Here is a 25,351-nt window from a genome sequence, read left to right on the forward strand (position 1 = left end):
ACAAGCCAGTTCGGGAGCCGCACAACACCGAGGGCGCCCCCCTGCGCGGGGGCGCCCTCGGTGCCTCACAAGACCCTTGCCGGACGGGTCACTTGCTCTGGGTGCCCAGGTGGTGGACGCGGAGCATGTTGGTGGTGCCGGGGACCCCGGGGGGCGAGCCGGCGGTGATGATGAGGGTGTCGCCCGTCTCGAAGCGGCCGAGCCGCGCGATCTCCTGGTCCACCAGGTCGACCATCTCGTCGGTGGTGTTCACGAACGGCACGACGTGCGACTCCACGCCCCAGCTCAGGGTGAGCTGGTTGCGGGTGCCCTCGTCCGTGGTGAAGGCGATGATCGGCTGGATCGCGCGGTAGCGGGAGAGCCGGCGGGCGGTGTCACCGGACTGCGTGAAGGCGACCAGGCCCTTGCCGCCGAGGAAGTCGGCGATCTCGGCGGCGGCACGGGCCACCGAACCGCCCTGCGTGCGCGGCTTCTTGCCGGGGACGAGGGGCTGGAGTCCCTTGGAGAGCAGCTCCTGCTCGGCCGCGGTGACGATCTTCGACATGGTCTTGACCGTCTCGACCGGGTACGCGCCCACGCTGGACTCGGCCGACAGCATGACCGCGTCGGCGCCGTCCAGGATCGCGTTGGCGACGTCGGAGGCCTCGGCGCGGGTCGGACGCGAGTTGGTGATCATCGACTCCATCATCTGGGTCGCGACGATCACCGGCTTGGCGTTGCGCCGGCACAGCTCGATCAGGCGTTTCTGCACCATGGGGACCTTTTCGAGCGGGTACTCGACGGCGAGGTCACCGCGGGCGACCATCACGCCGTCGAACGCCATCACGACGTCCTCCATGTTCTCCACCGCCTGGGGCTTCTCCACCTTGGCGATGACGGGGACGCGGCGGCCCTCCTCGTCCATGACGCGGTGGACGTCGTGGACGTCCTTGGCGTCCCGGACGAAGGACAGCGCGACCAGGTCGCAGCCCATGCGGAGGGCGAACCGCAGGTCCTCGACGTCCTTCTCGCTCAGCGCGGGGACGTTGACGGCCGCGCCGGGCAGGTTGATGCCCTTGTGGTCGGAGACGACACCGCCCTCGATGACGATCGTCTTCACCCGCGGGCCCTCGACGTCCAGGACCTTCAGCTCGACGTTGCCGTCGTTGATCAGGACCTGGTCGCCGCGTGAGACGTCGCCCGGCAGCCCCTTGTACGTCGTACCGCAGATGTGCTTGTCACCCGGCACGTCCTCGGTGGTGATGACGAACTCGTCACCGCGCTCCAGCTCGACCGGACCCTCGGCGAAGGTCTCCAGACGGATCTTCGGGCCCTGAAGGTCGGCGAGGACGCCGATGGGACGGCCGGTCTCCTTGGAGGCGGCCCGGACGCGGTCGTACCGCGCCTGGTGCTCGGCGTGGGTGCCGTGGCTGAAGTTGAACCGGGCCACGTTCATGCCCGCCTCGATCATGGCGACGAGCATCTCGTGGGAGTCGACCGCGGGGCCGAGAGTACAGACGATTTTCGAACGGCGCATGGGGCGATCCTATCGGTTTGTTTCGCTACGGAATATTCCGTCTGGCGGAAGATACAAATGAGTGCCGCACCGCTCAGGTGCTATTCAGTTGTTCTTTCCGACCAGTGCGTAGGTCTGCGTCGCGATCTCCAGTTCTTCATCCGTCGGCACCACCGCGACCGCCACCCGGGCGGACTCCGGCGAAATCAGCCGCGGTCCGCCGCCGCGCACGGCGTTCCGCTCGGGGTCGACCGCCAGGCCCAGGCCCGTCAGCCCCGCGATCGCCGCCTCCCGCACCGGTGCCGCGTTCTCGCCGACCCCGGCGGTGAAGGCCACCGCGTCCACCGTGCCGAGCACGGCGTAATAGGCGCCGATGTACTTCTTGATCCGGTGAATGTAAATCTCGAAGGCGAGCGCGGCCTCTTCGTCGCCCTCGTCGATCCGGCGGCGGATCTCCCGCATGTCGTTGTCCCCGCACAGACCGAACAGGCCGCTCCTCTTGTTGAGAAGAGTGTCGATCTCGTCCATGGACATATCCCCAACCCGGGCCAAATGGAAGATGACGGCCGGATCCAGATCACCGGATCGCGTACCCATCACCAGCCCCTCCAAGGGGGTCAGTCCCATGGAGGTGTCCACGCAACGGCCCTTCTGCACCGCGGAGGCGGAGGCGCCGTTGCCCAGGTGCAGCACGATCACGTTGACCTCGGACGGGTCCTTGCCCAGCAGCCGTGCGGTCTCCCGGGAGACGTACGCGTGCGAGGTGCCGTGGAAACCGTAGCGGCGGATGCGGTGGCGGTCGGCGATCTTCGGGTCGATCGCGTAGCGCGCCGCCGGCTCCGGCATCGTCGTGTGGAACGCGGTGTCGAAGACGGCGACCTGCGGCAGGTCCGGGCGGAGCGCCTGCGCGGTGCGGATGCCGGTGAGGTTGGCCGGGTTGTGCAGCGGGGCGACCGGGATCAGCCGCTCGATCTCGGTGAGCACCTCGTCGTCGATGACGGTGGGCTCGGTGAAGAACATCCCGCCGTGCACCACCCGGTGGCCGATCGCAGCCAGCTCGGGCGAGTCCAGGCCCAGACCGTCCCGGGTCAGCTCCTCGGCGACCGCCTTGAGGGCGGCGTCGTGGTCGGCGATCGGCCCGGTGTGCTCACGGGTGTCGCCGCTGGTGAGGCAGGTGTGCTCGATCCGGGAGGTCTGCTCGCCGATCCGCTCGACCAGGCCCACCGCGAGCCGGCTGCTGTCCCGCATGTCCAGCAGCTGGTACTTCACGGACGAGGAGCCGGAGTTGAGGACGAGGACACGGGTGGGGGAGGTCACTGCTGGGACGCCTTCTCGCTGGGGGTCTGGGCGGGGCTCTGGGCCTGGATCGCCGTGATGGCGACGGTGTTGACGATGTCCTGGACGAGCGCGCCCCGGGACAGGTCGTTGACCGGCTTGCGCAGACCCTGGAGCACCGGGCCGACGGCGATCGCGCCGGCCGAGCGCTGCACGGCCTTGTAGGTGTTGTTGCCGGTGTTGAGGTCGGGGAAGATCAGCACGCTGGCCTGCCCGGCGACCTCGGAGCCGGGCAGCTTGGTCGCGGCGACGGACGGCTCGACGGCCGCGTCGTACTGGATCGGGCCCTCGATCTTCAGGTCGGGCCGGCGCGAGCGGGCCAGCTCGGTGGCCTCGCGCACCTTGTCGACGTCGGCACCCGACCCGGACGTACCCGTGGAGTACGACAGCATCGCGATCCGCGGCTCCACGCCGAACCGCGCGGCCGTCGTCGCCGACTGGATGGCGATGTCCGCGAGCTGCTCGGCGTCCGGGTCCGGGTTGACCGCGCAGTCGCCGTAGACCAGCACCTTGTCGGCCAGGCACATGAAGAACACGGACGAGACGATCGAGGCGTCCGGTTTGGTCTTGATGATCTCGAAGGCGGGCCGGATGGTGGCCGCCGTGGAGTGCACCGAGCCGGACACCATGCCGTCGGCCAGGCCCTCCTGGACCATCAGGGTGCCGAAGTAGTTGACGTCCGACACGACGTCGTAGGCCAGCTCGACCGTGACGCCCTTGTGGGCGCGCAGGGCCGCGTACTTCTCGGCGAAGGAGTCGCGCAGCTCGGAGGTGGCCGGGTCGATCAACTGGGTGTCACCGAGGTCGATGCCGAGGTCGGCGGCCTTCTTGCGGATCTGGTCGACCGGGCCCAGCAGGGTCAGGTCGCACACGCCCCGGCGCAGCAGCACCTCGGCCGCGTGCAGCACCCGCTCCTCCGTGCCCTCCGGCAGCACGACCCGCCGCTTGTCGGAGCGGGCCTGCTCCAGCAGCTTGTGCTCGAACATCATCGGGGTGACCCGGTCGCTGCTCGGCGCCGAGACCCGGCGGGCCAGGTCGGTGGTGTCGGTGTACCGCTCGAACAGGCCGAGTGCGGTCTCCGCCTTGCGCGGGGTGGCCGCGTTCAGCTTGCCCTCCAGGGAGAACAGCTGCTCGGCGGTGGGGAAGCTGTTGCCGGCCACCGAGAGCACCGGGGTGCCGGGGGCGAGGCGGGCGGCGAGGGTGAGGATCTCGTGGCTCGGCACCTCGTCCAGGGTGAGCAGCACACCGGCTATCGGCGGGGTGCCGGCGCTGTGCGCGGCGAGCGAGCCGACGACCAGGTCGGCGCGGTCGCCCGGGGTGATGACCAGGCATCCAGGGGTCAGGGCGCCGAGGAGGTTCGGCAGCATCGCGCCGCCGAAGACGAAGCCGAGGGCGTCCCGGGCGAGCCCGGAGTCGTCGCCGAGGAGCACCTTCGCGCCGAGGGCCTGGGCGATCTGCGCGACCGTCGGGGCGGACAGGGCGGGCTCGTCGGGGACCACGTACGTCGGCACCGGCAACCGGTCCGCGAGCCGCTCGGCGATCTCGTCGCGGTCCTCGCGGGCCACCCGGTTGGCGACCATGGCGAGCACGTCGCAGCCGAGGCCGTCGTAGGCGCGGTAGGCGTTGCGGGTCTCGGCCAGCACGGACTCGGCGGACTGCTTGCGGCCCCCGACCACCGGGATGACGGACGCGCCGAACTCGTTGGCGAGCCGGGCGTTCAGCGACAGCTCGTCCGGGAGCTGGGTGCCGGCGTAGTCGGTGCCGAGGACGAGGACCACGTCGTAGTCCCGGGCCACCAGGTGGAAGCGGTCGACCAGGGCGGAGACCAGCTCGTCGGTGCCCTGTTCGGCCTGGAGCGCGGACGCCTGGTGGTAGTCCATGCCGTAGACGGTCGCCGGGTCCTGCGCGAGGCGGTACCGGGACCGCAGTAGCTCGAACAGGCGATCCGGACCGTCGTGGACGAGCGGACGGAACACGCCCACCCGGTCGACCTGCCGGGTCAGGAGTTCCATGACCCCCAGCTCCACGACCTGGCGTCCGTCACCGCGGTCGATCCCGGTCACGTACACGCTGCGCGTCACGTGTCCACTCCGTTCCTCATGTCGCTTTCGTCGCCTCTGCGGCATAAAAATCGCTCACCGAGGTGAGCAGAACCCTCTTGACAATACCCCTCTCGACGGATAAGGCGCCCGTCAGGATCTCACTGGCCCGGTGGACGTGAAAGAATCGACAGCGGCTCACCGGCACCGACAGCGAGCAGGAGACACAGCACGATGCGCATCGGAGTTCTCACCGCAGGCGGCGACTGCCCCGGCCTGAACGCCGTGATCCGGTCGGTCGTGCACCGGGCGGTGGCGCAGTACGGCGACGAGGTCATCGGTTTCGAGGACGGCTACCGGGGTCTGCTCGACCGTCACTACCGCACCCTCGACCTGGACGCGGTCAGCGGCATCCTGGCCCGCGGCGGCACCATCCTCGGCTCCTCCCGGCTGGAGCGCGACCGGCTGCGCGAGGCCTGCGAGGGCGCTGCCGACATGGTCGAGGAGTTCGGCATCGACGCGCTGATCCCGATCGGCGGCGAGGGCACCCTGACGGCCGCCCGGATGCTCTCCGACGCCGGTCTCCCCGTCGTCGGCGTGCCCAAGACCATCGACAACGACATCTCCTCCACCGACCGCACCTTCGGCTTCGACACGGCCGTCGGCGTGGCGACGGAGGCGATGGACCGCCTGAAGACCACGGCCGAGTCCCACCAGCGGGTGATGGTCGTGGAGGTCATGGGCCGGCACGCCGGCTGGATCGCCCTGGAGTCCGGCATGGCCGCCGGCGCCCACGGCATCTGCCTGCCCGAGCGCCCCTTCGACCCCGCCGACCTGGTAAAGATGGTCGAGGAGCGGTTCGCCCGCGGCAAGAAGTTCGCCGTCATCTGCGTCGCCGAGGGCGCCCACCCCGCCGAGGGCACCATGGACTACGGCAAGGGCGAGATCGACCAGTACGGCCACGAGCGCTTCCAGGGCATCGGCACCGCGCTGGCGTACGAGCTGGAGCGGCGCCTGGGCAAGGAGGCCAAGCCGGTCATCCTCGGTCACGTCCAGCGCGGCGGTGTCCCCACCGCGTACGACCGTGTCCTCGCCACCCGCTTCGGCTGGCACGCCGTCGAGGCCGCCCACCGCGGCGAGTTCGGCAGGATGACCGCGCTGCGCGGCACCGACATCGTGATGGTGCCGCTCGCGGAGGCCGTCACCGAGCTGAAGACCGTGCCGAAGGACCGGATGGACGAGGCGGAGTCGGTCTTCTAGGCGGTCCGCTTCTCCACCGCCGTCCAGAAGTTCTCCACGATCCGGTCCAGGAACTCCCGCCCGGACTCGCTGGCGCTCCTGCCGCCGCCACCCCAGCTGAGGGTGGCGGCCATGTGCCCCTGGTAGTCCTCGTGGAGCTCCTGGAGCGCGCCTTCCAGGACGTCCGGGTCCAGGGGTACCAGCTTGCGCACCGGCCGCACATAGGCCCGCCAGCGGGTGGTCACCGCGCTGTGCAGCAGGCCGGCGAGGGTCGCCTCGCGGCCGGTGACGGTGACGAGGTCGGGCAGGGCGAGTCCGAGGACCTGGGCGAGCGCGGCCGACTGGCGCTCGTTGCCCCGCCACCGCCCGCTCTCCTCCATCCGCAGATACGAGCGCACGTCCATGCCGACGGCACGGGCGACGTCCTCGGGCGCGACGGCACGGGCGATGCGATGCTCGCCCAGGGTCCGCGGGCGGCCGAGGAGTTCGCCCGGGGAACACCACAGCACGCCCGCGAGAGCGGTCAGTTCGGCATGGCCCGGGGCGACGGCACCGCGTTCCCAGGCGATCACCAGATCGGGTGTGACGTACGGCAGCCCGTACGAGGCCCGCATGCCGTACGCGACGTGCTCGGGGCCCATGCCGAGCGCGGCGCGCAGCCGGCGGGCCGCCGGGGCGTTGAACCGAGGAGCTGAGGGTTGGCGCACCCGGCACAAGCTAGGGGTGCGGTGACGGGATGGCTACGGTCCGTTCAGCCAGGACCCGTGATTGTCGGAACGCACAGTTCCAGCTGTTCGGCGGGCAACGGGCGCCACACCCCGCCGGTCCACCGCTCGACCGCCGTCCGGTTCACCCCTTGACCGCGCCGCCGAGCGCGAACCCGCTGCCCAGCCGCCGGGCCACCAGGACGTACAGCAGGATCACCGGCGTCGAGTAGATCACCGAGAACGCGGCGAGCTGGCCGTACGCCACCATGCCCCGGTTGCCGAAGAAGTCGTTGATGCTCACGGAGGCCGGCATCTGCTCCGGGGTGAGCAGCAGCATGAACGGGACGAAGAAGTTCCCCCACATCATCACGAACGAGAACACGGTCACGACGGCGAGCCCCGGCCCCGTCAGCGGCAGCACGATCCGGACGAGGGACTGCGCGGCCGAGGCCCCGTCCGTCCAGGCCGCCTCCTCCAGCTCCGTCGGCACGCCGTCCATGAAGTTCTTCATCAGCCAGATCGCGAAGGGGAGTTGGGAGGCGGCGAAGAAGAGGATCGTGCCCTGGAGGGTGTCGATGAGGTTCACCCGGACGAACAGGGCGTACACCGGCACCATGATCGCCGTGATGGGCAGGCTCGTCGCGAAGAGGATCGTCAGCAGGAACGGCCGGTTCAGCCGGGACCGGAACCGGGACAGCGGATACGCGGCGAGGGCGGCGCAGCCGACGGTCAGCGCCGTGGCGCCCCCGCACAGGATCAGGCTGTTGAGCAGCGGGGTGTAGGTGATGTCCGGGGTCATGATGGCGTCGAAGTTGGCCAGGGTGAGGCCGTCGGGGACCCTGACCCGCAGGCCGGCGTGCGGGTCCACGGCGGACAGCAGCACCCAGGCGAGCGGTAGCGCGAAGGCGGCGGCCACCGCCAGCAGCGAGACGTCGGCGGCGAGCCGACGCGAGGCACGGTTGCGGGCCATCAGACCTCCGTCCGCAGCAGCCGCAGATAGACGACGGAGAACAGGGAGCCGACGACCAGCAGGAGCAGGGCGACCGCGGTGCCGTACCCGATCATGCTGTTCTGGAACGCCTGCTCGTACATGAACAGCGGGAGCGTCTGGCTCCGGTCGCCGGGCCCGCCCCGGGTCATCACCCAGATCAGCCCGAAGACGGAGAGCGTCTGGAGGGTGTTGAGCATGAGGTTGGTGCCGATGGAGCGCCGGATCATCGGCAGCGTGATGTGCCACAGCCGCCGCCAGCCGCCGGCCCCGTCCACCTCGGCGGCCTCCGTGATCTCGGCGGGGATCTCGTCCAGGGCTGCGGAGTACACCAGCATCGAGAACGCCGTCCCGCGCCAGACGTTGGCGAAGGACACCGCGAGGATGGGCAGCGTGAACAGCCAGTTCTGGCGGGGCAGGTGCAGCCAGTCCAGGATCGCGTTCAGGGTGCCCTCGCGCCGGAAGAACGCGTAGAGCAGGAACCCGGCGACGACCTCCGGCAGCACCCACGCGGTGACGACGACCCCGCCGGTGAGGGTGCGGACGGGCTTCGACGCCCGCTTCATCAGCGCGGCGAGGGCCAGCCCGAGGGTGTTCTGCCCGACGAGCGAGGACAGCACCGTGAACACCAGGGTGAGCCAGACGGCGTTCAGGAACGCGTCGTCCTGGAAGGCCCGGCGGAAGTTCGCGAGGCCCACGAAGGAGGAGTGGGCCTGGCCGGTGAGCTGGAGGTCGGTGAAGGCGATCCAGACGCAGTAGGCGATCGGCCCGGCGAGGAACAGGAGCAGCAGGACCAGGGCGGGGGCGACCGGGAGGACCCGGACGGCCGGGTTCCGGCGCCTCACCTGCGGACCACTTGGCCGCCGGTGACGTCCTTGACCGTGGCGTCGTACTCGCCCGCCGCCTTCTCCACGGACAGGTCACCGGTCGTGACCGCCTCCATGGCCTCCTGCACGGCGGTCGACACCTTCGGGTACGCCGGGTACGCGGGCCGGTAGTGGGTGCTCGCCACCAGGTCGGTGAAGAACTTGATGCCGGGCTGGGCACCGGCGTACTCCGGATCGGCGGCGACGTCCTTGCGGACGGCGATGCCGGAGTTGGCGATGTACCACTTGCGGGCGTTGTCCTTCGTCTGCATCGTCCGGACGAACTCGAAGGCGAGGTCGGGGTTGGCGGCCTTGGCCGGGACGGACCAGGTCCAGCCGCCGGACATGCTCACCTTGCCGGGCGCCTGCCCGTGTTGCGTCGGCATGGCGGCGAGCCCCAACTGCTCGGACCAGTCCGGCCACTCGTGCCCGCTGCCCGGCAGCCAGGCCTGCGGCAGCCAGGAGCCGTCGAGGGCGATGCCGAGTCTGCCCTGGGGGAGCAGTTCGCCGTTGACGGTGGTGTTGAAGTTCGGGTCGAGGGCGTCGGAGACGTCGGGGCCGAGCTTGTCCCGGTAGACGGTCTCGACGAACTTCAGCGAGTCCTTGAAGCCCTGCGACCCGGTGATCCACTTCTTGCTGCCGCTGTCGTACAGCGGGTCCTGGGTGCCGTCGCCCGTGCCGTACAGGAGCATCTCGAAGCCCTGCATGGTGGCCCGCTCGCCGGCCGGCTTGCCGGTGTAGACGTTGAGCGGGATCACGCCGGGGACCTTCCGCTTGATGGTCCGGGCGGCCGCGAGGACGTCGTCCCAGGTCTTCGGCTGCCAGTCCGGCGGCAGGCCGGCCTTCTTGAACACCCGCCTGTCGAACCAGAGCCCGCGGGTGTCGGTCCCGTCCGGGACACCGTACGTCTTCCCGTCCTGCCCCTTGGCCGCCGCCTTCGCGGTGTCGATGAACTGTCCCCAGTCCGGCCACTTGGCGAGGTAGGGGTCGAGCGGCTTCAGGTACCCGCTGGTGATGTCGGAGTTGATGAGGAAGGTGTCCTCGTAGACCAGGTCCGGGGCGGTGCGCGGTGAGCGCAGCATCTGCTGGAGCTTGGTGTAGTACTCCGAGTCCGGGGCCTTGATCGGCACGAACTCGACCTTCTTGCCGGGGTGTTCGCGCTCGAACTGCTTCTTGATCCCGGCGAGGTAGGTGTCCATCACCTTGACGGAGTTGTCGGTGGACTGCTTGTACGACACCTTGATCGTGTCCGGGCTGCTGCCGGAACCGCTGCCGCAGGCGGTGAGGGCGGTGGCGGCGAGAGCGGCGGTGAGGAGGAGGGAGAGGGGGAGGCGGCGGGAGTGGGCGGCGGTGGGACGCACGGGCATGACCTCCTGAGCACACGTGGGGGTGGCGCGGAGATGACTGCCGTGTGAAGGTAAGAGGAGTGGTCTAGTCAGGTCAATGTGTCTGCGCGGGATTGATCCCCGGCGGGCTGCAGGAGATGGTCCGCCTTGCCGGCCTTGATGTCCCGGAGTTGGCGCCCTCTCCGCAGAAGGGTTCCTCCCAGTTGACGTCGGTCATGGCGGCTCTCCTGGAGGTCGTGGACCAAGGTGTGGATGAAGTCATGCGAGGCGTCCGGCGCGAGCGCCACGCTCCGAGTTCCACGGTGTCGAGGCGGGGGACGGCCGCTTCGGCGTAGACGACGGACTGCCCAGCCCCCGGGAGGCCGCCCGCCTTGAACGGGATGACCCGCAACGTCACGGTCTCGCGTTCGGACATGAGCAGCAGGTGCTCCAGTTGGCGCCGCGCGACTGCGGCCCCGCCGAACTCCATGCGGAGGGCGGCCTCGTGGAGGATCACGTCGAGCGCCGGAGGGCTCGGGCGGTCGAGCACCCGTTGCCGGTCGGTCCGGTGGGCGACGCGTACGTGATCGTCTACGACGGACACCCCCGGCACACCCATGAGTCGGTCCGGTGGTTCGGTGGCCCACGCCCGCGCCAACGCCTCCATCGAAGCCGCCCCCACCGAAGCCGCCGCCGCCCCCACCGAAGCCGCCGCCGCCCGCGCAGCCGCCGCCGCCCTCACCGTCCCTGAGACACCCACCGGTACACCAGCTCCGGCCGCCCCACCTGCCCGTACAGCGGGCTCCGGCCGGCTCTCCCCGCGTCCACCAGGTGCTCCAGGTACCGCCGTGCGGTGATCCGGGAGATGCCCACCGCCTCGGCCACCCCGGCCGCCGTGAGGCCCTCGGCGGACGCCTCGCGGAGCGTGGACGTCACCCGTTCCAGGGTCGGCCCGCTCAGCCCCTTCGGCAGGGCCGCCGGCGTCGGGGCGCGCAGGGTCGCCAGGGCGCGGTCCACCTCGTCCTGGCCGCTCGCCTCGCCCACCGCCGCGTGGAACTCGGCGTAACGGACCAGCCGATCCCTCAATGTCGCGAAGGTGAACGGTTTCAGCACGTACTGGACGACGCCCAGGGAGACCCCCTCCCGTACCACCGCCAGGTCGCGCGCGGACGTCACCGCTATGACGTCCGCGTGATGCCCGGCCGCCCGCAGGGACCGGGCCAGTTGCAGGCCGTGGACGTCGGGGAGGTGCAGGTCCAGCAGCAGCAGGTCCACCGGAGTGCGGTCCAGCAGGCGCCGTGCCTCCGCCCCCGTGTGCGCCTTCCCGACCGCGACGAACCCCGGCACCCGGCCGACGTACATCACGTGCGCGTCGGCGGCCACCGGGTCGTCCTCGACGACGAGGACGCGGATGGGCTGCTCCTCGCGCGTCATCGGGCGCCGCCCGTGGACGTGCGCAACGGCAACCGCACCTCGAACACCGCTCCGCCCTCCTCCGCCTCGGCCACCGTCAACGTGCCGTCGTGGCGGTTCACCGCCTGCCGCACCAGGGCCAGCCCGAGTCCCCGCCCCCCGGGTTCGGCCGGCTTCGTGGAGAACCCCCGCTGGAACACCAGGTCGGCGTGGGCGGGGTCGACCCCCGGGCCGGTGTCCGACACCCGGAGCACCACTTCGGCGGCCGTAGCGTACGCCGTCACCGTCACCCGGGCCCGCGCGCTGCCCTGCGCCGCGTCCACCGCGTTGTCGATCAGGTTGCCGAGGATCGTCACCAGGTCGCGGGCGGACAGGCTCTCCGGGAGCAGGCCGTCGTCCAGTCGGCTGTCCGGCGAGACCACCAGCTCCACCCCCCGCTCGTTCGCCTGCGCGGTCTTGCCCAGCAGCAGCGCGGCCAGCACCGGCTCGCCGACCGCCGCCACCACCTGGTCGGTCAGGGCCTGCGCCAGCTCCAGTTCGGCCGTGGCGAACTCCACGGCCTCCTCGGCCCGGCCCAGCTCGATCAGGGAGACGACCGTGTGCAGGCGGTTCGCGGCCTCGTGCGCCTGTGAGCGCAGCGCCTGGGTGAAGCCGCGTTCCGAGTCCAGCTCACCCATCAGCGACTGGAGTTCGGTGACGTCGCGGAGCGTCACGACCGTGCCCCGCTGTTCACCGCCCGACACCGGGGACGTGTTCACGACCAGCACCCGGGACGCCGTCGGGTGCACCTCGTCCACCCGGGGCTCCGAGGAGAGCAGGGCGCCCGTCAGCGGGGCGGGCAGACCCAGGTCGGCCACCGAGCGGCCGACCACGTCCTCCTCCGGGCCCACGCCCAGCAGGTCCCGGCCGCCGTCGTTGATCAGCGCCACCCGGTACCGGCCGTCCAGCATCAGCAGCCCCTCGCGGACGGCGTGCAGCGCCGCCTGGTGGTAGTCGTGCATCCGGCTCAGCTCGGTGGCGTTCATGCCGTGGGTGTGGCGGCGCAGCCGGGCGTTGATCACGTACGTGCCGACCGCGCCCAGCAGCAGCGCCACGCCCGCCACCCCGAGCAGGGCCGTGACCTGGTCCTGGACCCGGGCGCTGATCGTCTCCACCTTGATGCCGGCGCTCACCAGGCCGACGATCCGGCCGTTGTCCGAGATGGGGGTGACCGCGCGGACGGACGCGCCGAGCGTGCCGGTGTAGGTCTCGGTGAAGGTACGACCGTGCTGGGCGGGGCCGATGTTGCCGAGGAAGCGTCTGCCGATCTGGTTCTGGTCCGGGTGGGTCCAGCGGATGCCGGCCGGGTTCATGATCGTCACGAAGTCGACGTTGGCGTCCCGCATGACCTGGAGGGCGTACGGCTCAAGCCGGGCCGTGGGGTCGGGGGTGCGGATCGCCTCGCGGACCGAGGGCGAGTCGGCGATCGACCGGGCCACCGCCGTGGCCTGCCGGGCGGCGGCGTCCTCGGCCTGCCGCTGGTCGCTGACGTAGGTGAACAGCGCGTACCCGGCCACGACCACCGCTATCAGCACGGCCTGCATGGCGAACAGCTGGCCGGCCAGGCTCCGGGGCCGCGGGAGGGTGGGTACGCGCATGTCAGCAGTGTGCCTCTCCGGTTAAGCGTGAACTAAATGAACGGAAGGGTGACCGCCCTCACAGGCCGGGAGATAGTCACGGCATTCCCCAGAAACGCCCGGACGTGAGCCGCACGCCGGTTGTTCGCCGACGAAGACGTCAAGGAGGGCAGTCGTGGCCGCCAGCACCCCCGATACGGCACCTGCCGCACCCCGCGTGAAGCGGGACCGGACCCATTACCTGTACATCGCCGTCATCGTGGCGGTCGCGCTCGGCATCGGCGTGGGCCTGATCTGGCCCGATGCGGCGGTGGAGCTGAAGCCGCTGGGCACCGGGTTTGTGAACCTGATCAAGATGATGATTTCGCCGATCATCTTCTGCACGATCGTGCTCGGCATCGGATCGGTACGGAAGGCCGCCAAGGTCGGCGCCGTCGGTGGTATCGCCCTCGGCTACTTCCTCGTGATGTCGCTCGTCGCGCTCGCCATCGGGCTCGTCGTCGGCAATGTGCTGCACCCCGGTGACGGGCTGCACATCACCAACGCCATCAAGGCGACCGGGCACGACCAGGTGTCGCCGGACGCGCTGCCGCCCGTGGACTTCGTGCTGTCGATCATCCCGACCACGTTCGTCTCCGCCTTCACCGAGGGCCAGGTGCTCCAGACGCTGCTGGTGGCCCTGCTCGCCGGGTTCGCGCTCCAGGCCATGGGCTCGGCCGGACAGCCGGTGCTGCGCGGCATCGAGCACATCCAGCGGCTCGTCTTCCGCATCCTGTCCATGGTGATGTGGGCGGCGCCGATCGGTGCCTTCGGTGCCATCGCGGCGGTGGTCGGTTCGGCCGGCGTCGACGCGCTCAAGAGCCTCGCCGTGCTGATGCTCGGCTTCTACGTCACCTGCTTCCTGTTCGTCTTCATCGTGCTCGGCGCGCTGCTCCGGGTCGTCGCGGGTCTGAACGTCTTCTCCCTGTTCAAGTACCTCGCCCGGGAGTTCCTGCTGATCCTGTCGACCTCTTCGTCGGAGTCCGCGCTGCCGCGGCTGATCGCGAAGATGGAGCACCTGGGCGTCAGCCGGCCGGTCGTCGGCATCACCGTGCCGACCGGGTACTCGTTCAACCTCGACGGCACGATGATCTACATGACCATGGCGTCGCTGTACATCGCGGACGCGCTGGGTACGCCGATGTCGATCGGCGAGCAGATCCCGCTGCTGCTGTTCCTGCTGCTGGCCTCGAAGGGCGCGGCCGGTGTCAGCGGTGCGGGCCTCGCCACCCTGGCCGGCGGCCTGCAGTCGCACAAGCCGGCGCTGGTGGACGGGGTCGGGCTGATCGTCGGCATCGACCGTTTCATGAGCGAGGCGCGGGCGCTGACGAACTTCGCGGGCAACGCGGTCGCGACGGTGCTGGTCGGCACGTGGACCAAGGAGATCGACAAGGTCCGGGTGCGGCGGGTGCTGGCCGGGGAGCTGCCGTTCGACGAGACCACGCTGTTGGATGAGGGCGGGGCCGAGGTGAAGGAGGTTCCCGAGCCTCGGGAGGACGGCGAGAAGGAACTCGCCAAGGCCTGATCCACCCTGTAGTTCCGGACGTCCGGCCCCGCCTGAACCCGGGCCGGGCGTTCGGGTACCGCCGCCGGGCGGTTGAGGCTCCCCCGTGCCTCAGCCGCCCGGCTTCCCTCTTTCCGCCCGGACACTCCCCATTGCTACGACACCTCGGCCACCAGCTCGGTGGCCCGTGAGGCGGGTACGCCCGCCGCGGTCAGGACGGCGACCGTGGCGGAGCGGCCCGCCTCTTCCGCTGCCAGGAGTCCGTCGTTCACCGCCTCCATCACCGCGAACAGCATCTGCTCGTGCACGTACGCCAGGGCCGGCGCGGGCAGCGGGGAGCTGAAGGCGCCTTCGTCCAGGCCGCGCTGGAGGAGGCGGATCTTGTTCTGGCGCAGGGGCGCGAGGCGTTCGCGGATGCCCTGCACGGTGACCGTGCGCTGGGCCAGGGCGATCAGCAGCCGGTAGCGGTCGGCGACCGGCCACAGGGCGAGCACCGAGCGGGCCACGGCCTCCGCCGGGTCGGTCACTCCGGCACGGGCCCGGGCGTCCGCGTCCGCCAGCGCCTGCACGGCTCCGTCGACCAGGGTGCCGATCAGCGCCTCCCGGCTGGGGAAGTGGCCGTAGACCGTCCGTCGTACGACCCCTGCCGCGCGCGCGATCTGGTCCATGGAGGCGTCGGGGTCGCGCAGCAGCTCGGCGAGGGCGACGTCGAGGATGCGGCGCCGGTTGGCGTCGGCGCGGCTGGTGTTACCCGTGGTCATGGCGGTCATTGTGCCTCCCCGGGGGCTTCCGGGCTCCTCCGGTCAACTTGCACAGCATTGTGCAACGACGTACATTGCACATGGTTGTGCAATTGCACGCCATTGTGCAAGTCCTGTCGCGTACCCGAGGAAGGCGACCCCTGCCATGCGACTCGTCATGACCGAACCGGTCGAAAGGACGGACCGCCCCTACGCCCGGCGGTGGTGGGCGCTGCTGGTGCTCTGCCTCAGCCTGCTGATCATCGTGATGGCGAACACCGCCCTCACGGTCGCGGCGCCCGACATGACCCGGGACCTCGGGCTCTCCAGCGCCGACCTGCAGTGGGTGATCGACGGCTACACCGTCCCCTACGCCGCGCTGATGCTGCTGCTCGGCGCGATCGGCGACAAGTACAGCCGGCGCGGGGCGCTCGTCCTCGGCCTGCTGGTGTTCGGCGGCGGGGCCGTCTTCGGGTACCTCGCCGACAGCGCGGCGACCGTCATCGCGGCCCGGGCCGTGATGGGCGTCGGCGCGGCGCTGATCATGCCGGCCACGCTGTCCCTGCTGGCCGCGACCTTCCCGCGCGCCGAGCGGGCCAAGGCGATCACGCTGTGGACCGCCACCGCGGGGCTCGCCATCGCCGCCGGACCGGTCGTCGCCGGTGCCCTGCTGCGCGACCACGGCTGGTCCTCGACCTTCCTGATCAACGTGCCCGTCGCGGCCGTCGCGATCGTCGCCGCCCTCGTCCTCGTGCCGCCGTCCCGGGCCGGCCACCACGACCGCATCGACTACGTCGGCGGACTGCTGTCGGTGCTCTGGACGGGCGCGCTCGTCTACATGATCATCGAGGGTCCGCACTTCGGCTGGGGCACCAAGGCCGTCGCCGCGGCGGTGACCGCCGGTGTGGGTCTGGTCGCCTTCGTGCTGTGGGAGCTGCGCCACCCGCGCCCGATCCTGGACGTGCGCCGCTTCACCGGCCGCCGGTTCGCCGGCTCCAACCTCGCCGTCGCCCTGTTCTTCCTCGCCGTCTTCGGCGCCTTCTACTACCTCACCCAGCACCTCCAGTTCGTCCTCGGCTACGACGCCCTGGAGACCGGTGTGCGCATGCTCCCGCTCGCCGGCGCCGTCTTCGTCGGCTCGGCGCTGACCGGCTGGCTCACCCCGCGCGTCGGCATGAAGTGGACCGTCAGCGCGGGCATGGTCGGCGGTACGACCGCCCTCGCCCTGCTCACCCGGGTGGACGCGGGCTCCACGTACGGGGACTTCGTGGCGCCCCTGGTCATCCTGGGCCTGGCCATCGGCCTCGCCCTCTCGCCCTGCACCGACGCCATCATGGGCGCGTTCCCGGAGTCCGAGCTGGGCGTCGGCGGCGCCGTCAACGACACCTCGCTGGAGCTGGGCGGCTCGCTCGGCATCGCGATCCTCGGCTCGCTGCTCGCTACCTCCTACGGCGACCACCTGAGCGACGCCACCGCCGGCAGCAAGCTCCCGACGAGCGCCCTCGACACCGCACAGGACTCGGTCGGCGCCGGGTACGCCGTCGCGCAGGGCATCGGCGAGAAGGCGCAGCAGGCCGCCGCCCGGGCCCAGCGGGCGAGCGACCCGCAGCAGGCCGCGCAGCTCAAGCAGCAGGCCGGTGACCTGGCCGCCGGCGCCCGGCAGATGGCCGACGCGGTGGGCTCCGCCTTCTCCGACGCGGTCGCCCACACGAGTCTGGTCGGCGCGGTGATCCTCGGTGTCGGCACCGTCCTGGTGGCCGTCCTGCTGCCGCGCCGCGAGACCGGCGCACCGGGGACCGCGACCGCGGAGAAGGAGCTGGTGGACAGCGCGGCCGAGTGACCCACCGCTCCCTTCGTCCGTGCCGTTCCGGGCCGACCGGAACGGCACGTTCGTGTACGACGTCCGTACGGGTGGTGTCCATACGAGTGCGGAGGCATGGGGGATGAAGATCGACTGGGACCGGCGGACCTGCGCGCGCAGGGGCCATGTCACCTACGCGCCGGACGACCCCCGGCTGCGCATCCGGCTGCACGCGCGGACCGCGCTCGGGGACGTCTGGCGGTGTCTGCGCTGCGGTGACTTCGTGCTCGGCGAGCCGCACGGCTCGGGGCCGGCCGCCGACGCGCCGCTGGTGCCGCGCGGCACGGTGCTGCGGGACCTGTTCGTCCTCCGCTTCCTCGCCGTCGAGCGGGCCGTGCGCGGGATGTTCATCGTGCTGGTCGCGGTCGCGGTGTGGAAGTTCAGCAACAGCCAGGACGCGGTCCGCCGCCTGTTCGACGAGTACCTGGACGTCTTCCGCCCGGTCTTCCGGCATTTCCACCACGACTTGGACCACTCGCCGGTCGTCGGTTCCGTCCAGAAGGCGTTCGGCTACCGGCACTCCACCCTGCTGCTGGTCGCCGGACTTCTGCTGGCCTACGCGCTCATCGAGCTGATCGAGGCCGTCGGCCTCTGGTACGCCAAGCGCTGGGCGGAGTATCTGACGGTGGTCGCGACGGCCGCCTTCCTCCCGCTGGAGATCTACGAACTCACCGAGCACATCAGCTGGCTGAAGATCGCCACGCTGGTGCTGAACATCCTCGCGGTCCTCTACATCGCCCTGACCAAGCGGCTCTTCGGGCTGCGCGGCGGGCGGCGGAAGTTCGAGGAGGAACGGCACAGCGCCTCGCTGATGGAGGTGGAGGAGTCGGCGGGCGTGGTGTCCGCATCGCTGTAGACCCGGTCCCGCCCATCAAAAAATCCCCTGAGCAATTGCGCTCGGGGGATTGCTGTGCGTATATTCAATGATTCGTGACTTCATCGAGGAGAAGTCACGGAGTAATTCGCTGAGCACAGTATATCCGGGCGGGAGCGGAATTGTCAAACACCGACTTTCCAGACGATGAAATCCAGCACGAGCAGGAATTCATCGACGGACTGTACGCGCGCGTGGACGTGCTGCGCGGCGAGGCCGAGACCTCCGTCGCCGACGCGCTCGCCCAGGGCGACAAGCCCATGCAGGCCCGGCTGGAGCGGGACATCCTGGTCGCCGAGCGCTCCGGACTGCTCGCCGCGCTGAACGCCGTGGACGGCTCGCTCTGCTTCGGCCGGATCGACCTCGCCGACGGCACCAAGCACCACATCGGCCGGATCGGGCTGCGCGAGGACGACGCCGAGCGCACGCCCGTCCTGATCGACTGGCGGGCCGACGTCGCCCGCCCCTTCTACCTGGCCACCGGCCACACCCCGATGGGCCTGCGCCGCCGCCGGCACATCGCCTCCGAGGGCCGGACCGTCACCTCCCTGCACGACGAGATCCTCGACCTCGGCGACGCCACCCGCACCGGGCACGAGGACCACAATGGCGACGCCGTCCTGCTGGCCGCGCTGAACTCGGCCCGCACCGGCCGGATGAGCGACATCGTGCAGACCATCCAGGCCGACCAGGACCGCATCATCCGGGCGCCGCACCGGGGCGTGCTGGTCGTGGAGGGCGGCCCCGGCACCGGCAAGACCGCGGTCGCCCTGCACCGCGCGGCCTACCTGCTGTACGAGCACCGCGAGCTGCTGGCCCGCCGCGCGGTCCTCATCGTCGGCCCGAACCCGGCCTTCCTCGGCTACATCGGCGAGGTGCTGCCCTCCCTCGGCGAGACCGGGGTGCTGCTGGCCACGGTCGGCGAGCTGTTCCCCGGCGTGAGGGCCACCGCCGCCGACACGCCCGAGGCCGCCGCCGTCAAGGGCCGCGCCGGCATGGCCGACGTGCTCGCCGCCGTCGTACGCGACCGGCAGGCCCTGCCCGACCCGGTCATCGCGATCGAGCACGACCGTGAGGTGCTCATGCTGGACGACGGCCTGGTGAACGTCGCCCGCGAGCGCACCCGCGCCGCCAAGCTGCCCCACAACGCCGCCCGCGAGTACTTCGAGGGGCACATCCTCAACACGCTCACCGAGCTGTACGCCGAGCGCGTGGGCACCGACCCCTACGACGGCAGCAGCCTGCTCGACGCCTCCGACATCACCCAGATCCGCGACGAGATCGCCGAGAACCCCGAGGTCTGGGACGCCATCGACCGGCTCTGGCCCCGGATCACCCCGCAGCGGCTGGTCGCCGACTTCCTCGCCGAGCCCGACGGCTACCTGCCGAAGGAGGACGCCGACGCGATCCGCCGCCCGGTGACCCGCGCCTGGACCGTCGCCGACGTACCCCTGCTGGACGAGGCGGCCGAGCTCCTCGGCGAGGACGACCGGGTGGCGCGCGCCCGCGCCGAACGCGAACGCGAGACGCAGGTGGCGTACGCCCAGGGCGTCCTGGACGTCTCCTACGCCTCCCGGACCTATGAGTTCGAGGACAAGGAGGAGGACGACCCGGACGCCTCCGAGGTGCTGTCCGCGCACCACATCATCGACGCGGAGCGGTTCGCCGAGCGGCACGAGGAGGCCGACCACCGCAGCGCCGCCGAGCGGGCCGCCGCCGACCGCACCTGGGCGTTCGGGCACATCATCGTGGACGAGGCGCAGGAACTGTCGCCGATGGCCTGGCGGCTGCTGATGCGGCGCAGCCCGACCCGCTCGATGACCCTGGTCGGCGACCCCGCCCAGACGGCGGAGGCGGCCGGCGTCGGCTCCTGGGCGGACATCCTCACGCCCTACGTCGAGGACCGCTGGGAGCACACCCGCCTGGGCGTCAACTACCGAACCCCCGCCGAGATCATGGACCTGGCGGCGGCCGTGGTCCGCGCCGAGAACCCGGACTTCGCACCGCCGAGCTCCGTCCGCTCCACCGGCGAACGCCCCTGGGTGCGGCGGGTGACCGACGACCTGCCCGGCGCGGTCGCCAAGGCGGTCGCCGAACTCACCCCGGCCGAGGGCCGGCTCGCGGTGATCGCCCCGCGCGGCCTGCACCGCGCCCTGGCCGCCCGCCTGGACGGCGTCACGGCCGGCGCCGAGCCCGACCTGACGCGGACGGTCGTCCTGCTCGACCCCCGGCAGTCCAAGGGCCTCGAATTCGACTCCGTGCTGGTGGTCGAGCCGGGCGCCTACGGCACGAGCGACCTGTACGTCGCCCTGACCCGGGCCACCCAGCGACTCGGCGTGCTGCACACGGGGCTGCTGCCGGCGGGCCTGGCCGACATGGAGTGACGCCGGCGGGGGCCCGCGGCGGCAGCCGCCGGGCCCCGCTCCGCCCTGAACGCCTTTCCTCAAGAGCCGGACGGGTCGCTTCCGTGCCGCTCCTCCATGGTGCCGGGCGTCTTCCGCAGGTCCATGTCCTCGGTCGACGTCAGCCCCTTCTCCGGGTGCGCCCGGAAGGCCGCCGTCCAGGCCGTGGGCGGGCAGGAGCGGCCGTTCGGGTGCTGCTCGCGCAGCCGCGCCCGCGCGCCGTCCCGGACGACGACCCGGCCGTCCTGCCTGGACGTCACCGTGAGCCGCACCGGCACGGGACCGGCGCCGATGTCGTCCGGCAGCCGCACCGACACCATGGCGAACGGGTCCCCGGGATCGCCGGACGCCCGCTCCTCGCACCTGCCGTCCACGCACAGCCGTACCGTCACCGCGTCCCGCTGCTCACCGAAGTCCGCGGGCCGCCACAGCACGGCGACGCCCGACTCCATGTCCGCCTGGGTGCACGCCCTGCCCTGAGCACAGCCCGTCAGGGCCGCCACCGTGCCCAGAGCGACCACGACCCGCCGCATGTCCTCCCCCTCCGCCCCACCGGGCGCCGAGCCTAGGCGCGGGGCGGGGCGGAGGGCAAAGGCCCGGTCAGGCCGGGCGCAGCCACACCGTCGCCAGCGGGGGCAGGGTCAGCCGGATGCTCGCCGGGCGGCCGTGCCAGGGCTGGGGCTCGGGCTTGACGACGTCCGGGTGGGTGACGTCGCCGCCGCCGTAGCGGGCCGCGTCGGTGTTCAGGACCTCCACCCAGGCCGGGACCTCCTCCGGCACCCCGAGGCGATAGTCGTGGCGGACGACCGGAGCCAGGTGGGAGACCGCGAGCAGCGGGGTGCCCTCGGCGTCGTGGCGCAGGAACGCGAAGACGTTGTCGTCCGCCGCGTCCCCGGTGATCCACTCGAAGCCCGCCGGGTCGGTGTCCCGCTGCCACAGCGCCGGGGTCGCCCGGTACACCGCGTTCAGGTCCCGGACGAGGTCCCGCACTCCCCGGTGGTCCGCCTCGGCGCCGTACGCCGGGTCGAGCAGCCACCAGTCGGGGCCGTGCGCCTCGGACCACTCGGCGCCCTGGGCGAACTCCTGCCCCATGAAGAGGAGCTGCTTGCCCGGGTGGGCCCACATGAAGGCGAGGTAGGCGCGCAGGTTGGCGCGTTGCTGCCACCAGTCGCCGGGCATCTTCGACACCAGGGACCGCTTGCCGTGGACGACCTCGTCGTGGGAGATCGGCAGGACGTAGTTCTCGCTGTACGCGTACACCATCGAGAACGTCATCTCGTGGTGGTGGTACGCGCGGTGCACGGGGTCGTGGCTCATGTACTGGAGCGAGTCGTGCATCCAGCCCATGTTCCACTTCAGGCCGAAGCCGAGCCCGCCGAAGCCGCTCGGGCCCTTGTGGTGGGTGGGCCGGGTGACGCCGTCCCAGGCCGTGGACTCCTCGGCGACGGTCACCACGCCCGGGCAGCGCCGGTACACGGTGGCGTTCATCTCCTGGAGGAAGGCCACCGCGTCCAGGTTCTCCCGGCCGCCGTGCTCGTTCGGCGTCCACTGGCCCGGCTCGCGCGAGTAGTCCAGGTAGAGCATCGAGGCGACCGCGTCCACGCGCAGCCCGTCGATGTGGAACTCCTCGCACCAGTACACGGCGTTCGCGACGAGGAAGTTGCGCACCTCGCGCCGGCCGAAGTCGAACTCCAGCGTGCCCCAGTCCGGGTGGGCGGCGCGCAGCGGGTCGTGGTGCTCGTACAGCGGGCGCCCGTCGAACTCCGCGAGCGCCCAGTCGTCGCGCGGGAAGTGCGCCGGCACCCAGTCCATCAGCACCCCGATGCCGGCCTGGTGCAGCTTGTCCACCAGGTACTTGAAGTCGTCGGGGGTGCCGAGCCGGGCCGTCGGCGCGTAGAACCCGGTGACCTGGTAGCCCCAGGAGCCGCCGAAGGGATGCTCGGCGACCGGCATCAGTTCGACGTGGGTGAACCCCATCTCCTTGACGTAGGCGGGGAGTTGCTCGGCGAGCTGCCGGTAGGTCAGTCCGGGTCGCCAGGACGGCAGGTGCACCTCGTACACCGAGAAGGGGGCCGCGTGCACCGGGGTGTCCGCCCGGTGCGCCAGCCACTCGTCGTCGCCCCACTCGTGGTGCGAGGCGTGCACGATCGAGGACGTGGCCGGCGGGACCTCGGTACGGCGGGCCAGCGGGTCGGCGCGCAAGGTGCGCGAGCCGTCCGGGCGGGTGATCTCGAACTTGTACAGCTCGCCCTCGCCGATCCCCGGCACGAACAGCTCCCAGACCCCGGTGCCGCCGAGCGAGCGCATCGGGAAAGCGGTGCCGTCCCAGAAGTTGAACCCGCCCGTGACCCGCACGCCCCGTGCGTTCGGCGCCCACACCGCGAACCGGGTGCCGGTGACGCCCTGGTGGGTGGTGACATGCGCGCCGAGCGCCTGCCAGAGCTGTTCGTGCCGGCCCTCGCCGATCAGATGCAGGTCCAGCTCGCCGAGGGTGGGCAGGAAGCGGTAGGCGTCCTCGGTCTCGTGCACCGAGCCGTCGTACGTCACCAGCAGCCGGTAGCCGGGGACCTCGGTGAGCGGGAGCAGGCCGGAGAAGAAGCCGTCGCCGTCGTCGTGCAGCTCCGCCCGCAGCTCGCCCGAGACCACGGTGACCGCCCGCGCGTGCGGACGGAACGCCCGGAAGGCGACCCCGCCCGGCACCGGGTGCGCGCCCAGCACGGAGTGCGGATCGTGGTGGGTGCCGTGCAGCAGCCGTGCGCGGTCGCCGGCGTCGACGGCCGGGGACACGGCGACCTCCGCACGGGGTACCGCCGCCTGCGCCGGGACCGTCACGGCGGGCGCCGGGGCCCGTGGCGGGACGTCCACGGCGGGCGGCGGCGCCTGCGCGGGGACTTCCTGCGCAGGCGGCTTCCTGGCCGCGGGTTCCTTCCTGGCCGCGGGTTCCTTCCTGGCCTTCGTTCCCTTGTGGGCCTTGGATTCCTTGTGTCCCTTGGGGGTCACGGACGAGCCTCCTGGTCGGGCAGGGCGAGGCGGCGCACCGCGTTCAGCGGTACGGGGAGCCAGTCGGGCCGGTGCCGGGCCTCGTAGACGACCTCGTAGACCGCCTTGTCGGTCTCGTAGGCCCGCAGCAGCACCGGGTCGGTACGCGGATCGCGGCCGGCCACCTCCGCGTATCCGGAGCAGTAGGCGGCCCGGCAGGTGTGCGCCCAGTCCTGGGCGGGCGGGGTCGCCGAGTGGGCCGCGTAGTCGAAGGAGCGGAGCATCCCCGCGATGTCCCGCACCGGCGGCTGCGGCATGCGCCGCTCGGCGAGCGGCCGGGCCGGTTCGCCCTCGAAGTCGATCAGCGACCAGGCACCGGACGGCGAGCGCAGGCACTGGCCGAGGTGCAGATCGCCGTGGACGCGCTGGGCGGTCCAGGTGCGGCCCTCGGCGGCGAGCGTGCCGAGCGCCTCGTACGCCGAGCGCAGCGCGCGCTCGTACGGCCGCAGCGCCGGCACCGCCTGCACGGCCGCCGCCAGCCGCTCGGTCATGCCGTCGACCAGCGACTCCAGCTGGGCGTGGCCGAGGGTGACCGTCGGCAGGGCCCGGGCGAGCGCGGTGTGCACCTCGGCGGTGGCCCGGCCCAGCGCGCGGGCCTCGGCGGCGAAGTCCTCGCCCTTGGCCAGTTCGCGCAGCGCCAGCTCCCAGCCGTCGGCGGCGCCGCTCACGAACGGCTGGAGAACGGCGAGGACGTAGGTGTCCGCCGCCACCTCGGCGTGCAGCCAGGCCGTCGGCGCGGGCACCCTCGGGCAGCCCTCGCGGGCCAGGGCGAGGGGGAGCTCCAGGTCGGGGTTGACGCCGGGCACCACCCGGCGCAGGAGCTTGAGGATGAACGTATCTCCGTAGACCACGGAGGAGTTGGACTGTTCGGCGGTCATCAGCCGGGGCACGAGGCCGGGCCGGATCTCCCGCGCCGGGTCCCGTTCGAAGCACAGCCCGCCGATGCGGGCCTGGGTGCGCAGGGCCTCCAGGAGCACTTCGGCGGGCCGGGTGTCGTACAGGGCCTCGTACACCGTGCGTCCGGCGAGCGGGCCCTCCGTCACGTGTCCGATCAGCGCGGGCGCCAGCCGGGGCGGCAGCGCCTCGCGCACGCCTATGAGGAGCTGGTAGCAGTCACCGGGGTGCGGCGGGGCGCCGGGCACGGGGGGCTGGTGGACGCGTACCAGCAGGTGGTAGAGGCCCAGCCGGCCGTCGGGCGGCAGCAGTTCGGTCACGGACACGGGGGTGAACCCGGTGACCGGGCGGCCCTTGCCAGCGAACCAGCGCTGCCGGGGCAACCAGGCGCGCAGCAGGGGGTCGAGCGAGGCGAGGAGTGAACCGGTGGTGCCGGAAGAGGTGACCGTTTGCGCCATGGGCGTCACGTCCTTTCCCCGGGGGGCGTCGGGGTGTTACTGATGCGTGCCCCGGGTGGGGCGGTGGAAACGCCGCACCGCCCCGCCCGGGCCCGCGCTATACGGGTTCCCTGCGCAGCCGGAACCAGTAGAAGCCGTGTCCCGCGAGGGTGAGCAGGTACGGCAGCTCGCCGATCGCCGGGAACCGGACCCCGCCGAACAGCTCGACGGGGTGCCGCCCGCCGAACCGGCTCAGGTCCAGCTCCGTGGGCTGGGCGAAGCGGGAGAAGTTGTGGACGCACAGCACGAGGTCGTCCTCGTACTCGCGCAGGAAGGCGAGCACCGCCGGGTTCGACGACGGCAGCTCGGTGTAGGACCCCAGTCCGAAGGCAGGATTCTGCTTGCGGATCTCGATCATGCGGCGGGTCCAGTGCAGCAGGCTGGAGGGTGAGGCCATGGACGCCTCGACATTGGTGACCTGGTAGCCGTAGACCGGGTCCATGATCGCGGGCAGGAACAGGCGTCCCGGGTCACAGGA

20 protein-coding genes are annotated in these 25,351 nt (G+C 71.5%); 5 read left to right on the forward strand and 15 right to left on the reverse strand.

Features of this window, described 5'->3' with window-relative positions:
- Positions 1 to 88 precede the first annotated feature (88 nt).
- The 3 genes from pyk to pta all read right to left on the reverse strand — a co-directional run bounded on the left by pyk (position 89) and on the right by pta (position 4,911).
- Positions 89 to 1,516: a pyruvate kinase gene (gene pyk, locus C3492_RS17285; RefSeq protein WP_103812639.1), complete on the reverse strand. Its 1,428-nt coding sequence runs from the start codon at positions 1,514 to 1,516 to the stop codon at positions 89 to 91.
- 84 nt (positions 1,517 to 1,600) lie between these two features.
- Positions 1,601 to 2,812, reverse strand: coding sequence for an acetate kinase (locus C3492_RS17290; RefSeq protein WP_103812640.1), 1,212 nt, complete (start codon positions 2,810 to 2,812; stop codon positions 1,601 to 1,603).
- Positions 2,809 to 4,911 (reverse strand): phosphate acetyltransferase, encoded by a 2,103-nt coding sequence (pta, locus tag C3492_RS17295; RefSeq protein WP_103812641.1) that lies wholly within the window; start codon positions 4,909 to 4,911, stop codon positions 2,809 to 2,811. Before pta ends, C3492_RS17290 begins: the two co-directional genes overlap by 4 nt.
- Positions 4,912 to 5,103: 192 nt before the next feature.
- Here pta and C3492_RS17300 point away from each other — a divergent pair, with 192 nt between their 5' ends.
- Positions 5,104 to 6,129 (forward strand): ATP-dependent 6-phosphofructokinase, encoded by a 1,026-nt coding sequence (locus C3492_RS17300; protein WP_103812642.1) that lies wholly within the window; start codon positions 5,104 to 5,106, stop codon positions 6,127 to 6,129.
- Here C3492_RS17300 and C3492_RS17305 read toward each other — a convergent pair.
- The 7 genes from C3492_RS17305 to C3492_RS17335 form a co-directional block, all read right to left on the reverse strand.
- The gene (locus C3492_RS17305) at positions 6,126 to 6,815 is read right to left on the reverse strand and encodes a helix-turn-helix transcriptional regulator (RefSeq protein WP_258055743.1); all 690 of its coding nucleotides are present in this window, start codon (positions 6,813 to 6,815) and stop codon (positions 6,126 to 6,128) included. The genes C3492_RS17300 and C3492_RS17305 overlap by 4 nt on opposite strands.
- A gap of 142 nt (positions 6,816 to 6,957) precedes the next feature.
- The gene (locus tag C3492_RS17310) at positions 6,958 to 7,785 is read right to left on the reverse strand and encodes a carbohydrate ABC transporter permease (protein WP_103812644.1); all 828 of its coding nucleotides are present in this window, start codon (positions 7,783 to 7,785) and stop codon (positions 6,958 to 6,960) included.
- Positions 7,785 to 8,648 carry a carbohydrate ABC transporter permease gene (locus C3492_RS17315; protein ID WP_103812645.1) on the reverse strand — a complete coding sequence of 288 codons (864 nt, stop codon included), beginning with the start codon at positions 8,646 to 8,648 and terminating at the stop codon, positions 7,785 to 7,787. Before C3492_RS17315 ends, C3492_RS17310 begins: the two co-directional genes overlap by 1 nt.
- Positions 8,645 to 10,036: an extracellular solute-binding protein gene (locus C3492_RS17320; protein WP_181140413.1), complete on the reverse strand. Its 1,392-nt coding sequence runs from the start codon at positions 10,034 to 10,036 to the stop codon at positions 8,645 to 8,647. Before C3492_RS17320 ends, C3492_RS17315 begins: the two co-directional genes overlap by 4 nt.
- Before the next feature lie 73 nt (positions 10,037 to 10,109).
- Entirely contained in the window at positions 10,110 to 10,754 is a 645-nt protein-coding gene (locus tag C3492_RS44645; protein WP_181140414.1) for a Scr1 family TA system antitoxin-like transcriptional regulator, read from the reverse strand.
- The gene (locus tag C3492_RS17330; RefSeq protein ID WP_103812646.1) at positions 10,733 to 11,428 is read right to left on the reverse strand and encodes a response regulator; all 696 of its coding nucleotides are present in this window, start codon (positions 11,426 to 11,428) and stop codon (positions 10,733 to 10,735) included. The genes C3492_RS44645 and C3492_RS17330 overlap by 22 nt, the downstream gene beginning before the upstream one ends.
- The gene (locus C3492_RS17335; RefSeq protein WP_103812647.1) at positions 11,425 to 13,044 is read right to left on the reverse strand and encodes a sensor histidine kinase; all 1,620 of its coding nucleotides are present in this window, start codon (positions 13,042 to 13,044) and stop codon (positions 11,425 to 11,427) included. The genes C3492_RS17330 and C3492_RS17335 overlap by 4 nt, the downstream gene beginning before the upstream one ends.
- A gap of 154 nt (positions 13,045 to 13,198) precedes the next feature.
- Between C3492_RS17335 and C3492_RS17340 the strand changes: the two genes are divergently transcribed.
- A complete protein-coding gene (locus C3492_RS17340; protein ID WP_103812648.1) occupies positions 13,199 to 14,587 on the forward strand; it encodes a cation:dicarboxylate symporter family transporter in 1,389 nt (462 codons plus the stop codon).
- Between the two features lie 134 nt (positions 14,588 to 14,721).
- Here the strand turns inward: C3492_RS17340 and C3492_RS17345 are convergent, their stop codons facing one another.
- The gene (locus C3492_RS17345) at positions 14,722 to 15,336 is read right to left on the reverse strand and encodes a TetR/AcrR family transcriptional regulator (protein WP_103812649.1); all 615 of its coding nucleotides are present in this window, start codon (positions 15,334 to 15,336) and stop codon (positions 14,722 to 14,724) included.
- Positions 15,337 to 15,472: 136 nt separating this feature from the next.
- On the opposite strand from C3492_RS17345, the gene C3492_RS17350 reads away from it, so the two are divergent.
- The 3 genes from C3492_RS17350 to C3492_RS17360 all read left to right on the forward strand — a co-directional run bounded on the left by C3492_RS17350 (position 15,473) and on the right by C3492_RS17360 (position 20,425).
- The gene (locus C3492_RS17350; RefSeq protein WP_103812650.1) at positions 15,473 to 17,146 is read left to right on the forward strand and encodes an MFS transporter; all 1,674 of its coding nucleotides are present in this window, start codon (positions 15,473 to 15,475) and stop codon (positions 17,144 to 17,146) included.
- Between the two features lie 103 nt (positions 17,147 to 17,249).
- On the forward strand, positions 17,250 to 18,023 hold the full coding sequence (locus tag C3492_RS17355) for a DUF2127 domain-containing protein (RefSeq protein ID WP_103812651.1): 774 nt from the start codon (positions 17,250 to 17,252) through the stop codon (positions 18,021 to 18,023).
- Positions 18,024 to 18,193: 170 nt separating this feature from the next.
- A complete protein-coding gene (locus C3492_RS17360; RefSeq protein ID WP_181140419.1) occupies positions 18,194 to 20,425 on the forward strand; it encodes an AAA family ATPase in 2,232 nt (743 codons plus the stop codon).
- A 59-nt stretch (positions 20,426 to 20,484) separates the two neighbouring features.
- Here C3492_RS17360 and C3492_RS17365 read toward each other — a convergent pair whose 3' ends face one another.
- The 4 genes from C3492_RS17365 to C3492_RS17380 all read right to left on the reverse strand — a co-directional run.
- On the reverse strand, positions 20,485 to 20,976 hold the full coding sequence (locus C3492_RS17365) for a lipoprotein (RefSeq protein ID WP_103812653.1): 492 nt from the start codon (positions 20,974 to 20,976) through the stop codon (positions 20,485 to 20,487).
- A 67-nt stretch (positions 20,977 to 21,043) separates the two neighbouring features.
- Positions 21,044 to 23,443, reverse strand: coding sequence for a 1,4-alpha-glucan branching enzyme (gene glgB, locus C3492_RS17370; protein ID WP_103812654.1), 2,400 nt, complete (start codon positions 23,441 to 23,443; stop codon positions 21,044 to 21,046).
- Positions 23,440 to 24,834: a phosphotransferase gene (locus C3492_RS17375; protein WP_181140415.1), complete on the reverse strand. Its 1,395-nt coding sequence runs from the start codon at positions 24,832 to 24,834 to the stop codon at positions 23,440 to 23,442. The genes glgB and C3492_RS17375 overlap by 4 nt, the downstream gene beginning before the upstream one ends.
- Positions 24,835 to 24,931: 97 nt before the next feature.
- Positions 24,932 to 25,351: alpha-glucosidase C-terminal domain-containing protein (locus C3492_RS17380; RefSeq protein ID WP_181140416.1), on the reverse strand; the 420-nt coding region annotated here is incomplete at its 5' end.

Origin of the sequence: Streptomyces sp. Ru62 (assembly GCF_002920615.1) — a bacterium.
Classification (GTDB): domain Bacteria; phylum Actinomycetota; class Actinomycetes; order Streptomycetales; family Streptomycetaceae; genus Streptomyces.